Annotated in this window: 15 protein-coding genes; 5 read left to right on the top strand and 10 right to left on the bottom strand. The window is 67.2% G+C overall.

From position 1 onward, the window contains the following. Positions 1–320 precede the first annotated feature (320 nt). Positions 321–527 carry a cold-shock protein gene (locus Q0L89_RS11830; RefSeq protein ID WP_296765307.1) on the top strand — a complete coding sequence of 69 codons (207 nt, stop codon included), beginning with the start codon at positions 321–323 and terminating at the stop codon, positions 525–527. A 285-nt stretch (positions 528–812) separates the two neighbouring features. Here the strand turns inward: Q0L89_RS11830 and Q0L89_RS11825 are convergent, their stop codons facing one another. From Q0L89_RS11825 to Q0L89_RS11795, 7 genes are all read right to left on the bottom strand, one after another. After that, positions 813–1,148, bottom strand: a complete 336-nt coding sequence (locus tag Q0L89_RS11825) for a BrnA antitoxin family protein (protein WP_296765305.1) — start codon at positions 1,146–1,148, stop codon at positions 813–815. A gap of 193 nt (positions 1,149–1,341) precedes the next feature. Then, the gene (locus Q0L89_RS11820) at positions 1,342–2,511 is read right to left on the bottom strand and encodes an ABC transporter substrate-binding protein (protein WP_296765303.1); all 1,170 of its coding nucleotides are present in this window, start codon (positions 2,509–2,511) and stop codon (positions 1,342–1,344) included. Between the two features lie 58 nt (positions 2,512–2,569). Beyond that, the gene (locus tag Q0L89_RS11815; RefSeq protein ID WP_296765301.1) at positions 2,570–4,447 is read right to left on the bottom strand and encodes a long-chain fatty acid--CoA ligase; all 1,878 of its coding nucleotides are present in this window, start codon (positions 4,445–4,447) and stop codon (positions 2,570–2,572) included. Beyond that, positions 4,438–5,208, bottom strand: a complete 771-nt coding sequence (locus Q0L89_RS11810; protein ID WP_296765298.1) for an ABC transporter ATP-binding protein — start codon at positions 5,206–5,208, stop codon at positions 4,438–4,440. The genes Q0L89_RS11815 and Q0L89_RS11810 overlap by 10 nt, the downstream gene beginning before the upstream one ends. Then, positions 5,205–5,975: an ABC transporter ATP-binding protein gene (locus Q0L89_RS11805; protein ID WP_296765296.1), complete on the bottom strand. Its 771-nt coding sequence runs from the start codon at positions 5,973–5,975 to the stop codon at positions 5,205–5,207. The genes Q0L89_RS11810 and Q0L89_RS11805 overlap by 4 nt, the downstream gene beginning before the upstream one ends. Next, entirely contained in the window at positions 5,972–7,069 is a 1,098-nt protein-coding gene (locus Q0L89_RS11800; RefSeq protein ID WP_296765294.1) for a branched-chain amino acid ABC transporter permease, read from the bottom strand. The genes Q0L89_RS11805 and Q0L89_RS11800 overlap by 4 nt, the downstream gene beginning before the upstream one ends. Positions 7,070–7,073: 4 nt before the next feature. After that, complete coding sequence (locus tag Q0L89_RS11795) at positions 7,074–7,949, bottom strand: branched-chain amino acid ABC transporter permease (protein ID WP_296765292.1); 876 nt, start codon at positions 7,947–7,949, stop codon at positions 7,074–7,076. Positions 7,950–8,387: 438 nt separating this feature from the next. Between Q0L89_RS11795 and Q0L89_RS11790 the strand changes: the two genes are divergently transcribed. After that, entirely contained in the window at positions 8,388–9,005 is a 618-nt protein-coding gene (locus Q0L89_RS11790; protein ID WP_296765289.1) for a methyltransferase domain-containing protein, read from the top strand. Between the two features lie 42 nt (positions 9,006–9,047). On the opposite strand, the gene Q0L89_RS11785 is transcribed toward Q0L89_RS11790, so the two are convergent. Both Q0L89_RS11785 and Q0L89_RS11780 read right to left on the bottom strand, forming a co-directional pair. Continuing rightward, complete coding sequence (locus Q0L89_RS11785) at positions 9,048–9,494, bottom strand: DMT family transporter (protein WP_296765287.1); 447 nt, start codon at positions 9,492–9,494, stop codon at positions 9,048–9,050. A gap of 25 nt (positions 9,495–9,519) precedes the next feature. Then, positions 9,520–9,942: a PaaI family thioesterase gene (locus Q0L89_RS11780; protein ID WP_296765284.1), complete on the bottom strand. Its 423-nt coding sequence runs from the start codon at positions 9,940–9,942 to the stop codon at positions 9,520–9,522. A 132-nt stretch (positions 9,943–10,074) separates the two neighbouring features. On the opposite strand from Q0L89_RS11780, the gene Q0L89_RS11775 reads away from it, so the two are divergent. From Q0L89_RS11775 to Q0L89_RS11765, 3 genes are all read left to right on the top strand, one after another. Then, on the top strand, positions 10,075–10,539 hold the full coding sequence (locus Q0L89_RS11775) for a c-type cytochrome (RefSeq protein WP_296765282.1): 465 nt from the start codon (positions 10,075–10,077) through the stop codon (positions 10,537–10,539). A 102-nt stretch (positions 10,540–10,641) separates the two neighbouring features. Then, positions 10,642–11,094, top strand: coding sequence for a cytochrome c (locus tag Q0L89_RS11770; RefSeq protein ID WP_296765279.1), 453 nt, complete (start codon positions 10,642–10,644; stop codon positions 11,092–11,094). 45 nt (positions 11,095–11,139) lie between these two features. Then, on the top strand, positions 11,140–11,553 hold the full coding sequence (locus Q0L89_RS11765; RefSeq protein ID WP_296765277.1) for a cytochrome c: 414 nt from the start codon (positions 11,140–11,142) through the stop codon (positions 11,551–11,553). Positions 11,554–11,560: 7 nt separating this feature from the next. On the opposite strand, the gene Q0L89_RS11760 is transcribed toward Q0L89_RS11765, so the two are convergent. Next, positions 11,561–12,715: an alpha-hydroxy acid oxidase gene (locus tag Q0L89_RS11760; RefSeq protein WP_296765274.1), complete on the bottom strand. Its 1,155-nt coding sequence runs from the start codon at positions 12,713–12,715 to the stop codon at positions 11,561–11,563. Positions 12,716–12,736: the final 21 nt, after the last annotated feature.

Below are 12,736 nucleotides of genomic sequence, written 5' to 3'. Positions count from 1 at the left end.
GCGCGATTTTCCAGGATTGGCGCAATCGCCGCCGAGAAAGAGGAGCAAAAGAAGCTCCCGCAGACGGCCCCCAAGGGCACCGAAGCGCCTAAGGGTGACTAGGCTGCAAGTGTCGCGTATCGGGTGATTGCAAGATGGCTGATGCCGCGCGGGCTACGATTACCCCTTGCTATCCGCCTTCAAAACCGTCATACGGCCCATGCAACGTTATTCTACCTCGACCCTGACTTCCTTAACCGGCACTCAGTTCTTCGACTCAGACTGACTACGCCGGGCTGCCGCACCAACGCGGGCAGCATACATCATAAGGAAGACTTCACATGTCCAATGGCACCGTGAAATGGTTCAACACCACCAAAGGCTTCGGCTTCATCGCACCTGAGACCGGCGGCAAGGACGTTTTCGTCCACATCTCCGCTGTCGAGCGTGCCGGGCTGACCGGCCTGTCCGACGATCAGAAGGTCACCTTCGACGTCGAAGCCGGCCGCGACGGCCGCGAGAGCGCGACGAACATCGCCCTGGCCTGAGCCGGACGCGACACGATTCGGAAAGGGGCGGCTTCGGCTGCCCCTTTTTGCGTTCAGCCCACCAATTCCACCCCCGCGCCACGGTGGGCAAAATTGCCCACCCTACATCTCGGGCCGTTCTGCCCGGCGGCGCAGGCGCCCGCGCGGCTTCTCCCCCGTCATCCTCGGGCTCGCCCCGAGGATCTCCGCCCCACCAGATCCTCGGGGCAAGCCCGAGGATGACTCCGTGGGCCGAGGATGACTTCGGGATCCGGGGACGACGCCCACCGGGCCGGGGCAGGGGCCTCAGCCCTCCGCCTCCTCCTCTTCCCCCGCCACCCGTTTCGCCAGGTAGGCATCCAGCCGCACCTCGCCCGCGATCTTCATCTGCGCCCATGTCCTGAGCAGCCGGTTGATGCGCGCGTGATAGCCGCGCCCCATCGCGCGATAGAACCGCGCCACCGACCGGTCGAGGTAAAGCGTCACCTTCTCGCGCGGCTCGTCCACGTCCGTGTCGGCCTCCAGCGTGTGCCAGGCGTCGGGCACCTCCTCGGCCAGCGTCGAGGTGATCCAGCCGTCGCGGTTGAGGTGGATGAGGTCGCGCATCAGCCTGTCGCGGGCCAGGCGTTCGGTCTTGCTCATGCGGGCCATGGGTCTCTCCGGTTGCGGGGGAGGGAGCATCCCGCGTCCCGGTTAACGCGGCCCTTGCCGCCCGCGCGGGCGCACCGCCGCGATACCGACGTTATACCGACGCCATACCGCCCGCCGTTTTGCCCCCCACGAAAAAGGGGGCGCCAACCGGCGCCCCCTGGTGTTCCCGCCAATGTGGCCCGGCTCACTCGATGGTCTTGACCAGTTTCCACGAGCCGTTATCGACGACCGAGACGTAGATCTCGGATGCCGCGACGTGGTCGTCGGCGCTCATCCTGACGTGGTTGCCGGCGACCTCGTCGGCGTAGTCCAGGCTTTCCATCGCTTCGATGAACTTCTCGCGGGTGGGCTCGGGGCCCGCGTTTTCAAGCGCGCGCACCATGATCTCGGCCGCCGAGCGGCCCAGCAGGGCACCGGTGCCGGGGAAGGATTCGCCGGTCGCCTCGGTGTAGTCCTTGACCCATTGCGCCACCTCGGGGGTGTCCATGCGCGCCTCCAGGTCCTGCCAGCCGGCGCCGGCATAGAGGCCGCCCATCACGCCCTGCTGCGCCAGGCCCTTGGCCACCACGGTGTGAAAGCCCGCGCTGGAGGTCAGGAAATCAAGGTCTTCCATCCCCATCTTGTGGGCGGTGGCGACCACGTTGATTGTCTGGCCCACGCCAAGCGCCAGCCCGACCGTGTCGCATCCGGCCTCGCGGATCTTGCCCAGTGCGCCGGTGAAGTCGCTCTGGTCAGGCTTGTGCTGGGTCTCGGTGCCGAACTCGGCGCCCACCTCGGCGGCGGCGTCCTTGACGCCCTGCTCGATCTCGGTGCCGAAATCGGTGGGCAGGTACATCAGGCAGAAGGTCTGCGCGCCCTTTTCCTCGGCCAGGTAGGTGGCCGTTGCCTTGACGCCCTCGTAATAGGATGCGGTGCCGGCGAATTTCCACGGCGCGGGCGGGTCGACCATCTGCCGCGCGGCGGTCAGCGGGCTCACATTGGGGATGCCCTTGGGCCCCATCAGCTTGAACATCGCAAGGTTGTGCGGCGTGCCCAGGCTGAGCAGCATCGCGAACACTTCGTCACGGTTGATCAGCTTGTTGGCCGCCTGCACCGCGCGCGGCACCTGGTAGCCGTGATCCTCGGTGATGTAGGTGATCTTGCGGCCGTGCACGCCGCCATCGGCGTTGATCTGGTCGAAATAGAGATTGGCGGCGGTGACCGCGGGCACCGAGAAGGGCGCGAAGATACCCGACATGTCGTGCGCGCCGCCGATCCTGATCTCGTCCTCGGTGACGCCATTGCCGGCGCTGACGCTACCGGCCGCGCTCAGCGACAGGGCCGCTGTGGCGGCGATTGCCTTGATTGTCCTCATTGTCTTTCCTCCCGTTTGGTTTTCAGTGGCTTGAACGTGCCTGCCCGGTGCCTCCCCGTCACGCGCGAGCCTGGTACATGCTTTCTATCAGATCAGCGTGGCGTTTGTTGACGTAATTGCGCTTGAGCTTCATCGTCGGGGTCAGTTCCTCGTCCTCGGCGGTCAGCAGGATGTCGATGAGGCGGAAATCCTTGATCTGTTCGACCTGCGCGAAGGCGGTGTTGGTTTCGGCCACAACCTGCCCGATCAGTTCGCGCACTTCCGGCGCGCGGGTGAGCGAGGCGAAATCGGCATAGGGTATCTGGTGGTCCTGCGCGAAGCGTTCGACGTTTTCCTGGTCGATCATGATCAGGCAGGTCAGGAACTTGCGCCCATCCCCGATCACCACCGCATCCGAGATGTAGGGCGAGAATTTCAGCCGGCTCTCGATCTCGGCGGGGGTGATGTTCTTGCCGCCGGCGGTGATGATGATGTCCTTGAGCCTCCCGGTGATCGTCAGGCACCCGTGGTTGTCGATCCGGCCCACGTCGCCGGTGCGCAGCCAGCCGTCATCGGTGAAGGTCTCGGCGGTCTTCTCAGGCTTGTTCCAGTAGCCGGCGAACACCGCGGGGCCCTTGATTTGCAACTCGCCATCCTCGGCGATGCGCAGGCCCAGCCCCGGCAGCGGCGGGCCGACGGTGCCGATGTGGTTGTCCTCGACCGTGTTCACGGTGGCCACGCCCGAGGTTTCGGTCATCCCGTAACCCTCGATCAGCTCCACCCCGATGGCCGCGAACCAGCGGATCAACTCGGGCGATATGGGGGCCGCGCCCGAGGTGCAGCGCCGGGTGCGCGCCAGCCCCACGAGGTTGCGCAGGTTGCGCAGCACCAGAAGGTCGGCCAATGCCAGGTTGAGCCGCGCGCCCAGCCCCATGGCGCGGCCCTCCTGGCGCGCCACGACCCTTCGCATGCCCGCGGCAACGGCCCAGTCAAACGCGGTGCGCCCGATCCACCCCGCCTCCGAGCGCATGATCGTCACCCGGCTATAGACCTTTTCCCAGATCCTCGGCACGCCGGTAAAGCTGTGCGGACTGACCTCGCGCAGGTTGTCGAACACCGTCTCGGGGCTTTCGGCGAAGTTCACCCGGCAGCCCGCGAGTATGGGAAACTCGACCGAGATCAGCCGCTCCAGCACATGACACAGCGGCAGGAAACATAGCAATTCGTCGTCGCGGTAATAGTCCAGAATCTCCTGCCCCGCGGACAACTGGTAGATCATGTTGCGGTGGGTAATGATCGCCCCCTTGGGTGGGCCGGTGGTGCCCGAGGTATAGATCAGCATGCGCGGGTCGCCCGGCCGCACGGCCGAAATCGCGGCCTCGAAGCGATCGGTGTGGACGGTCAGTTCCTCCTCGCCGATATCCAGCAATTCGTCGAAGAACATCACCTGCGGGTCGTGGAAATCGGCCAGCCCCTCGCGGTCGAAGACGATGACCTTTTGCAGGCCGGGCATCTGGCCGCGGACCTCCAGGAACTTGTCGAGCTGCTCGTCGTTCTCGACGAACAGGAACACGGCGCCCGAGTCGTTGACCAGGTAGGCAAGCTGTTCGGCGCTGTCGGTGGTATAGACGCCCGACGGGATGCCCCCGACGGCGGCGACGCCCAGATCGCAATAGAGCCATTCGCGCCGGTCCTCGGACAGGATCTGCACCGGCTGGCCCTTTTGCAGCCCCATCGACAGCAGCGCCAGCCCGACGCAGCGCCCACCGTGATAATAGTCGTTCCAGCCGTAAGCCTGCCAGATGCCCAGCTTCTTTTCGCGGTGCGCGACCTTCTCGCCCATTTCGGCGCAACGCTTGGCCCAGAGCGCGACGACGGTCTCGCACCCGTCCAGAATGATCGGCTCATCGTCCGCAATGATCCCCTGATCGGCCCCGTGCGCCACGCTCACCTCCATGTCTTGCGCCGTTTCCAGCGTTTCTGACCGCGCTGGCCCTCGTCCTGCCGGCCAAGGTAGAATTCCTGGATATCCTCGGAATTTCGCAACTCCTCGCTGCTGCCGGCCATCACGATACGTCCCATTTCCAGCACATAGCCCTTGTGCGCGGTTTGCAGTGCGACGTTGGCGTTCTGCTCGACCAGCAGCATGGTCACGCCCCGTTCCGCGTTGAGGCGCTTGATGATCGCGAAAATCTCTTGCGTCAGCAGCGGCGACAGGCCCAGCGACGGCTCGTCCAGCAGCATCAGCCGCGGTCGCGCCATCAGCCCGCGGCCGATCGCCAGCATCTGTTGCTGGCCGCCCGACAACAGGCCCGCCGCCTGTGCCCGGCGCTCCTTGAGCACCGGGAAATAGGAATAGACGATTTCGAGATCCTCGGCGATGCCCGCGCCCTTGCGGCTGTAGGCGCCCATGCGCAGGTTTTCAGCGACCGTGAGGTAAGGGAACACCTCGCGCCCCTCGGGCACATGCGCCAGGCCCATGCGCACGATCCGGTCGGGGTCCATCCCGTCGATCCGGGTGCCGTCGAACTCGATCTGGCCCTTCTCCGGGTCCATCAGCCCCGACACCGTCTTCATCAGCGTCGTCTTGCCGGCCCCGTTGGCGCCCAGGATGGTGACGATCTCGCCTTCCTGCACATCCAGCGTCACGCCGCGCAGCGCCATGATCGCGCCGTAGAACGTCTCGACGTTGCGCACTTGCAGCACGGCTTGGGTCATTGCGCCACCTCCGTGCCCAGGTAAGCCGCCTGCACGCCCGGGTCGGCCTGCACCTGCGATGGCGTTCCCTGCGCCAGCGGCTTGCCGTTGGCCACCGCCAGCACCCGGTCGGAGACCTGCGAAACCAGGCGCATGTCGTGTTCGACCATCAGCACCGTCAGCCCCATGTCGCGGCGCATGTCCTCGATCCAGAAGGCGACGTCCTGGCTTTCCTCGACCGACAGGCCCGAGGCGGGTTCGTCCAGCAATATCAGCTCGGGCCCCACGGCCAGCGCGCGCCCGATCTCGACCACCTTGCGCACGCCGTAGGGCAGGCCGGCGATCATCTTTTCGCGGTAGGCTTCGAGTTCGAGAAACTCCATCACCTCTTCGACGCGGTGTCGGTGCGCCCGTTCGGCCCGGCGCACCGCGGGCAGGAACAGCATGTCCTGGATGAAATTTGTGCTGCGGTGGACGTGCCGCCCCATCAGCAGGTTGTCCAGAACCGTGGAGTGATCGAACAACTCGATGTTCTGGAAGGTGCGCGCGATGCCCAAGGGCGCGACCTGGTGCGCCTGAAGCCCGGTGATGTCGCGCCCGTTGAAGCGGATCGTGCCGCGGGTGGGCGCGTAGATGCGCGAGATCAGGTTGAAGATCGTCGATTTTCCCGCCCCGTTGGGCCCGATGATCGAGAACACCTCGCCCGGCGCCACGGCGAACGAGACGCCGTCCACGGCCTTGACCCCGCCGAAGTGAATCGCCAGATCCTCGACCTCCAGAAGGCTCATTTCTGACGCTCCGTTTTCAGGTAGGATTTCTGCCGCCGGAACATGTCGCGCCGGGCCAGGGGGAACAGCTCGACCCAGGCCTTGATCTTCAGCCAGCGGCCGTAAAGCCCGGTCGGCTCGTAGATGATGAAACCGATCAGGATCATCGCGAACAGCATCGTGTCGAGCCCCGGCATGCCGCCGATATCGACGCCGAGGCTGTCGCGCGCCACCCCGCGCAGGATAGTAATGGCTTGCGGAACCGCGGTGATCAGGATGGCGCCGAAGAACGCCCCCTGGATGAACCCCAGCCCACCGATGGTGACCACCAGCAGCAGGTTGATCGAGATGAAGATCGAGAACAGCTCGTAGTTGAAAAACGCGATGTAGTGGCCCATCAGCGCCCCGGCCAGACCGGTCATCGCGCACGACAGGCCAAAGGCCAGCGCCCGCGTGCGGGTGACGTTGATGCCCAGGGCGCGCGCCGAAACCTCGCTGTCGCGCACCGCCAGGAAACTGCGCCCGGTGGGGCTGCGCAGCAGGTTGGCATAGGCCCAGGTCACCGCGACCACCACCGCCAGGCACAGCCAGTAGAAGCGGTCGAGCTGCCCGTAGCGATCGAAATCAATGCCCGCGATCTGAATCGCGGGCGCCATGATGCCGCCGACGCCGCCGGTGATCGGCTCCGCGATGATGATCATTTCCTCGACGATGACGAACAACGCCAGCGTCGCGATGGCCAGGTAGATGCCCGACATGCGCACCGCCGGGATCGCCACCAGCGCGCCGAACAACCCCGCCGCCAGCGCCGCCGCCGGGAAGGTCACCACGAAGGGCAGGCCGGCGTTCATCAGGGCGGTGTCGGTATAGGCCCCGATCGCCAGGAACGCCGCGTGGCCCAGGCTGACCTGCCCGCTATGGCCGACCAGCAGCATCAGCCCCATCCCCGCCAGCGCCCAGATCAGGGTGTTGGTGGCCTCGGCCAGGTAATACTCGCCCACCAGGAAGGGCAGCGCCGCCATCACTGCCACCAGTGCCACGATGCGCGCGCGCGCCCAGCCGTCCTTGTGCAGGTCGATGTCGCGGTCGTAGCTGGTCTTGAAGATCACTTTCATGCGCTCAGACCTTCTTGGCGTGCATTTGCGCGAACAGCCCGTTGGGCCGCGTCACCAGCACCGCGAGCATGATGATGTAAGGCGACATCTGGCTGAAACCGCCGGGCAGGTAACGCGCCGCCAGGGGCTCGACCACGCCGATCAGGATGCCGCCCAGAAGCGCGCCGGGCAGGCTGCCGAAGCCGCCGATCACCGCGGCGGCGAACGCCTTGATGCCCAGCAGGCCGATATTGGGGTCGATCGCGCCCTTCGAGGCATAAAGCACCCCGGCTACGGTGGCGACCATCCCCGACAGCGCCCAGATGATCGAGTTGATGCGCCGCACCGGCACGCCCACGATATAGGCCGCCATCTGGTTTTGCGATGCCGCCTGCGCGGCCAGGCCGATGCGGGTGTAGGCAAAGAACCCCCACAGCGCCACGGTCAGCAGCGCGGTGACCAGGATGGTGACGATGTCGGCGAGCGAGATGTTGACACCGCCCATCGACAGGTTGCGGCCGGCGAACGGGGTTTCCAGCACCAGCGGCGAATAACCCCAGATCGAACCGGCGATGAATCGCAGCACGAACCCCAGGGCGATGGTCAGGATCACCAGCGCGAACTGCGGTTGACCGAATATCTGGCGCACCACGAAGCGGTCGATCCCGTAGCCGACTCCGCCCATCAGCACCGCGGCCAGCGCCACGCCGGGAATGAACGCAAGCCCGAGATGATCGGAATTGACCAGCCCGAGCGCGATGAATGCGCCCAGCATCATCATGTCGCCCTGGGCGAAGTTCACCCCTTCGGTGGCCTTGTAGATCAGCACGAACCCCAGGGCGACCAGCCCGTAGACGCACCCTGTTGCGACCCCCCCGACAAGAAGCTGGATCAGGTCCATGGGGCGCACCGGCAATCGAATTGGGGCACGGCACGGGGCCGCCCTGCGATAGCTGTCATAGAATATGTCCTCCCTGCCCTGATTTTTTGCGGGCTTGGGAGAAACTAAACAAGCGTCGCGAAACCCTGTCAATGTCGCCGGTGCCGCACGTTGCCGGGTTTCGGGCGCGACGCAACGTAAATCGGGCAGGGGCATGGCGGCGGCGCGCGCCAGCGCGTCAAGGAACTTGCCAGGGCCGGCCTGCGTCAATTGCACGCGGTCCTCGGGCGTGGTCAAGCACCGGCAGGTCTTTCCCGAGCGCGAGGCCTTGTCGGGCGGGTGACGGCGGCGGCGTGTCGCCGCCCTGATGTCGTTTTTAGCCGTGAGTTGTCGCTTTTTGCAAATCCCGCCGGCAACTGCTATCGCTGCGCGCAGGAAAAAATCAACAAGGAGACCGACGTGAGCACCAGTAGTTTTCTCGACAACATCTATTCCGTCGATGGCGGTGACGACATGCGCCGCTACTACGATGACTGGGCCGAGAGCTATGACAGCGACCTGCACGACAGCGACTACCGCACGCCGCGCCGCGCGGCCGAGGCGCTGGCCGCCTATCTGCCCGACCGCGATGCGCCGGTCCTTGATTTCGCCTGCGGCACCGGCCTGTCGGGCGAGGCGCTGCACGCGGCCGGGTTCACCGCGGTTGACGGCACCGACATCTCGCAGGGGATGCTCGACAAGGCACGCACCAAGGGGGTTTACCGCGAGCTGTGGCGGATGAGCGCCGATCGGCCGCTCGACACCGGCGGACGGCACTACCGCGCGATCACCGCGGTGGGGGCCATCGGTGCCGGCGCAGCCCCGGTGGAAAGCATCGACGCCGTGATCGACAACCTTGAGCCGGGCGGGATTTTCGTCGTCTCGTTGAACGATCACACGCTGGAAGACCCGCAGTTCGAGGCGCGGTTGAACGCCGCCATCGCCGACGGCCGGGTCGAAAAGCTGATGGCCGAAGACGGCCCCCACCTGCCCGAGATCGGCCTTGGCGCGCGGGTCTGGGCGGTACGGCGGCTGTAGTCGCGTCGCGGCCAGCCTTTGGCGCGCGGGGGCGGCGGCGGCTCAGAGCTTCTGGGTCAGGAACACCCCCGCCGCCATCAGGGCGATGCCGCCCATGCGGGCCATCGTCAGCGGGTTGGGGCGCGCGCCGAGCAGGCCGAAATGGTCGATCGCCGCGGCGCTGATCAACTGCCCCAGCAACACGAAGAAAATCGCGTTGCCGACCCCGAAATGCGGCGCGACGAAGGTGATCGACAGCACGTAGAACGCCACCAACAGCCCGGCCAGGAACAGGTGGCGCGGCGCCCCGACCGCGCGGGTCAGCGCCTGCGGTCCGGCGGTGGCGAACAGCACCACCAGCGCCGCGCAAAGCGCCACCAAAAACAGGATCACCGATGCCGCCGCCGGCGCAGCCATGCGCGCGCCGAGCGCGGCATTGAGCGCCGCCAGAATCGGGATGCCAATCCCCGCGGTCAGCATGATCAGGGCGTAAACTGTCGTTGTGGGCATCGCGGTGTTGCCTCCTTGGTGGGTCTCAGGGTGCGTCGGGCGGCACGAAAAAGGTTGCCGTGGCCGACGCGATCAGCCGGTCGTCGGGCAGGGCGTGCATGTCGGCTTGCGCGAACAGCATCGCCTTCCCAGCCCGGCGCACCCGCGCCACGCAGCGCACGCGGTCGCCGCTGCCCGGGCGCAGGAACTGGGTGTCGAGGTTGGTCGTCGCCACCGGGCGCGGGTGGCCGTAGTGACCGGCGGTGGCGATCACCATCGCGGTGTCGGCCATGGTGGCCAGCGCCTGCCCGCAGACGATGCCGCCGATACGCGCGATGTCGTCGGTGATCGGCATCGACAGCACCGCCTGTTGCGGGCTGATCTCCTCGACCGTCAGGTCGAGCGCCCGCACCCAAGGGGCAAAGGCGTGTGCCAGAAAATCCTGCGCCTGCGCTGAATCGAAGCTCATCACTGGTCTCCCTGCCGCGTTTCGCGCGCCCACCATGGCGTGGGCGGGCAGGTTTGTCACCGGTCTTTGCGCACCGGCGCTGGCCCTTGGCCGTGAAACCCTGCTAGGGTACCCAAACGGGGAGGCCAAGAGATGGCGGATCGGATCGGCAGGATGGTGGCAGTGGCCGCGGTGCTGGGGCTGGCGGGGCTGGCGGGCTGCGATGAAGGCGGCGCCGGGCCTTGGCAGGGGCTTGCCGCCGCGCCGGATGCCGCGTCGCCCGAGGTCAGCCGCGGGCGCGCGGCCTATCGGCGCCATTGCACCGCCTGCCATGGGCCCGAGGGGCGCGGCGACGGGCCGCTTGCCGCCGATCTTCCGGTGGCGCCTGCGGACCTGACGATGCTGAGCGCCGCCAACGGCGGGCAGTTTCCCCGCGACAGGGTCTATGAGCAGGTGCATGGCTACCCTGGGCGTTTCAACACCTCGGTAATGCCCGAGTTCGGGCCGCTTCTGAAAGGGCCGCGCGTGCCGGTGGTGGCCGGGGACGGTGCCGTCGTGCCGACCCCGCGGGCCGTGGTCGACCTGGTGGCATGGCTTGAACATGTGCAACGGAACTGATTCCGAGCAAGGTGCGCGGCGTGCGCCGCGTGTATAGACTCGACCGGCAAGCCCGCTGTAGGCCGCGCCGATCCAAGGATGACACGGACAGGAGGACAAGTGATGTTTTTCAAGGCAATGACCCCCGGACGTGCCGTCGCGGCGGCGCTGGCCGCGCTGATGGCGGTGGCCGGGCCGGTGGGGCCGGCGGCAGCCGAAACCGGCAACGCGCCCGGCAATGCGGATGACGGCCGCGCGCTCTACATGGAATACTGCGTTGCCTGCCACGGACCGGCGGCTGAGGGCGCCGGGCCGATGGCCGGGGTGCTGACGATCAAGCCTGTCGATCTGACGGCTCTCGCCGCGAACGACCCCGATGGGCGCTTTCCGCGCGGCCGCGTCGTGCGGCGTATCGACGGGCGCGACCCGCTGGTCAGCCATGGCAGCCCGATGCCCGTCTACGGGTTCTTTTTCGAGGGCAGCGATGTCGCACTGCGTACCGACGCCGGCCAACCGATCATGACCAGCCAGCCTGTCGCCGATCTTGTGTCCTTCCTGGAAACGCTTCAGGATTGATCAACGCCGGCGCTACCGCCGCCCGGCCGCACGAGGAGCATGCCGATGAAATACTGGATGATGGCCGTGGGCGCCGCGGGGGTGTTCGTGGCCTGTGCCACGCCCGAGATGCCGTTGCCGCCCGAAGGCGCCGCGCTATATGACGAGAACTGTGCGCTCTGCCATGGGCCGGGCGGGCGCGGCGACGGGCCGCTGGCGGCGGGGCTCGACCCCGCACCGGCCGACCTGACGCGCATCGCCGCGCGCAATGGCGGGGTATTCCCGCGTGCCGACGCGCTGTCGACCATCGACGGCTACACCCGCATGGATCGCGCCGACATACCCCAGGAAATGCCCGAGTTCGGCCTGCTGCTGCGTGGCGAAACGGTGCCGGTGGACGTGGGCGACGGCAAGCTGACGCCGGTGCCGCGCCCGCTGGCGGCGCTGATGGTCTATCTGGAAAGCATCCAGGAAAGCTGAGCACGGCCTACAGCGACAGCGCCGGCGGCGCCGCGACCAGGCGGCCGGGCAGATCGGACAGCCGGCGCGCGCCCAGTTGGCCCATGTTGGCGTCCAGATCGCGCCGCAGCATGTCGATCAGATGCGCCGGGCCGGCCGCCCCGAGGGCCCCGAGCGCGTAGTGCCAGGCGCGGCCCAGCATCACGAAATCGGCGCCCAGTGCGATGGCGCGCACCATGTCCAGCCCGCCCTCGATGCCGCTGTCGAAAATGACGGGCAGGCGCGTGGCGGCGCGGATCGCGGGCAGCGCCTCGATGCTGGCGGGGGCGGCGTCGAACTGCCGCCCGGCATGGTTGCTGATCCATATTGCGTCAACGCCCGCTGATTCCAGCGCGGGCACGTCGCGCGCGTCCAGCACGCCCTTGACCACCAGCGGCCCGTCCCATGCGGCGCGCAGCGCGTGCAGGTAGCCCATGTCGGGCGAGGTGCGCAGCATGTACCCGGCATGCTCGGTCGATCCCAGCCCGGTGATCGCGCCTGCGTAATCGTCGATCAGCCGCATGCGCGGCATGCCCTGCCGCGCCGTGCCCAGTGCCCAGGCCGGGCAGCGCGCAACCTGCGCCATCAGTCGCGGCGTCAGGCGCGGCGGGCTCGTCAGGCCGGATCGCGACTGCCGCTCGCGGCGGCTGGCCACCGGCACATCCGCCGTCAGAACCAGCGTGGTGAACCCGCAATCGCGCGCACGGGTCAGCATGTCGTCGCGGATGCCCGTGTCGCGCGGCGGATACATCTGAAACCAGCCGTTGCCGTCGAGATGCGGCGCGACATCCTCGGGCGTGCGGCTGGCGACGGTCGACAGGCCATAGGGCAACCCGGCTTCGGTGGCCGCGCGCGCCAGCAGGCGTTCGGCATCGGGCCAGAACAGCCCCGACATGCCCACCGGGCTGACCCCGAAGGGCAGCGGGTGGTGCCGCCCCAGCAGGGTGGCGGACAGATCGGCGCTGAATTCGCCGTGCAGGATCGAGGGCATCAAGAGCACCTCGTCGAGCTTGCGGCGGTTGCGCGCCTGCGTGGCCTCGGTGCCCGTGGCGCTGTCGAGGTACTCGAAGGCGAACCACGGGATGCGGCGGCGGGCGCGGGCCTTGAGATCGGCAATGGCCGGGTATCGTCGGTGCAGGTCCATGCGCTTTTGTGGGGCGGGCGC

This window comes from Sediminimonas sp., from assembly GCF_024637375.1.
Taxonomy (GTDB): Bacteria; Pseudomonadota; Alphaproteobacteria; order Rhodobacterales; family Rhodobacteraceae; genus Sediminimonas.
The sequence above is the reverse complement of the archived record's forward strand: the minus strand, read 5'-3'. Positions and strand labels throughout refer to the sequence as shown.

What these genes read in the sequence shown, in the direction of transcription:
- Q0L89_RS11780 (WP_296765284.1), bottom strand. Translation starts at nt 9,942, where the DNA reads ATGAGCTTCGATTCAGCGCAGGCGCAGGATTTTCTGGCACACGCCTTT.
- Q0L89_RS11760 (WP_296765274.1), bottom strand. Translation starts at nt 12,715, where the DNA reads ATGGACCTGCACCGACGATACCCGGCCATTGCCGATCTCAAGGCCCGC.
- Q0L89_RS11775 (WP_296765282.1), top strand. Translation starts at nt 10,075, where the DNA reads ATGGCGGATCGGATCGGCAGGATGGTGGCAGTGGCCGCGGTGCTGGGG.
- Q0L89_RS11765 (WP_296765277.1), top strand. Translation starts at nt 11,140, where the DNA reads ATGAAATACTGGATGATGGCCGTGGGCGCCGCGGGGGTGTTCGTGGCC.
- Q0L89_RS11785 (WP_296765287.1), bottom strand. Translation starts at nt 9,494, where the DNA reads ATGCCCACAACGACAGTTTACGCCCTGATCATGCTGACCGCGGGGATT.
- Q0L89_RS11795 (WP_296765292.1), bottom strand. Translation starts at nt 7,949, where the DNA reads ATGGACCTGATCCAGCTTCTTGTCGGGGGGGTCGCAACAGGGTGCGTC.
- Q0L89_RS11805 (WP_296765296.1), bottom strand. Translation starts at nt 5,975, where the DNA reads ATGAGCCTTCTGGAGGTCGAGGATCTGGCGATTCACTTCGGCGGGGTC.
- Q0L89_RS11815 (WP_296765301.1), bottom strand. Translation starts at nt 4,447, where the DNA reads ATGGAGGTGAGCGTGGCGCACGGGGCCGATCAGGGGATCATTGCGGAC.
- Q0L89_RS11820 (WP_296765303.1), bottom strand. Translation starts at nt 2,511, where the DNA reads ATGAGGACAATCAAGGCAATCGCCGCCACAGCGGCCCTGTCGCTGAGC.
- Q0L89_RS11825 (WP_296765305.1), bottom strand. Translation starts at nt 1,148, where the DNA reads ATGAGCAAGACCGAACGCCTGGCCCGCGACAGGCTGATGCGCGACCTC.
- Q0L89_RS11800 (WP_296765294.1), bottom strand. Translation starts at nt 7,069, where the DNA reads ATGAAAGTGATCTTCAAGACCAGCTACGACCGCGACATCGACCTGCAC.
- Q0L89_RS11830 (WP_296765307.1), top strand. Translation starts at nt 321, where the DNA reads ATGTCCAATGGCACCGTGAAATGGTTCAACACCACCAAAGGCTTCGGC.
- Q0L89_RS11810 (WP_296765298.1), bottom strand. Translation starts at nt 5,208, where the DNA reads ATGACCCAAGCCGTGCTGCAAGTGCGCAACGTCGAGACGTTCTACGGC.
- Q0L89_RS11770 (WP_296765279.1), top strand. Translation starts at nt 10,642, where the DNA reads ATGTTTTTCAAGGCAATGACCCCCGGACGTGCCGTCGCGGCGGCGCTG.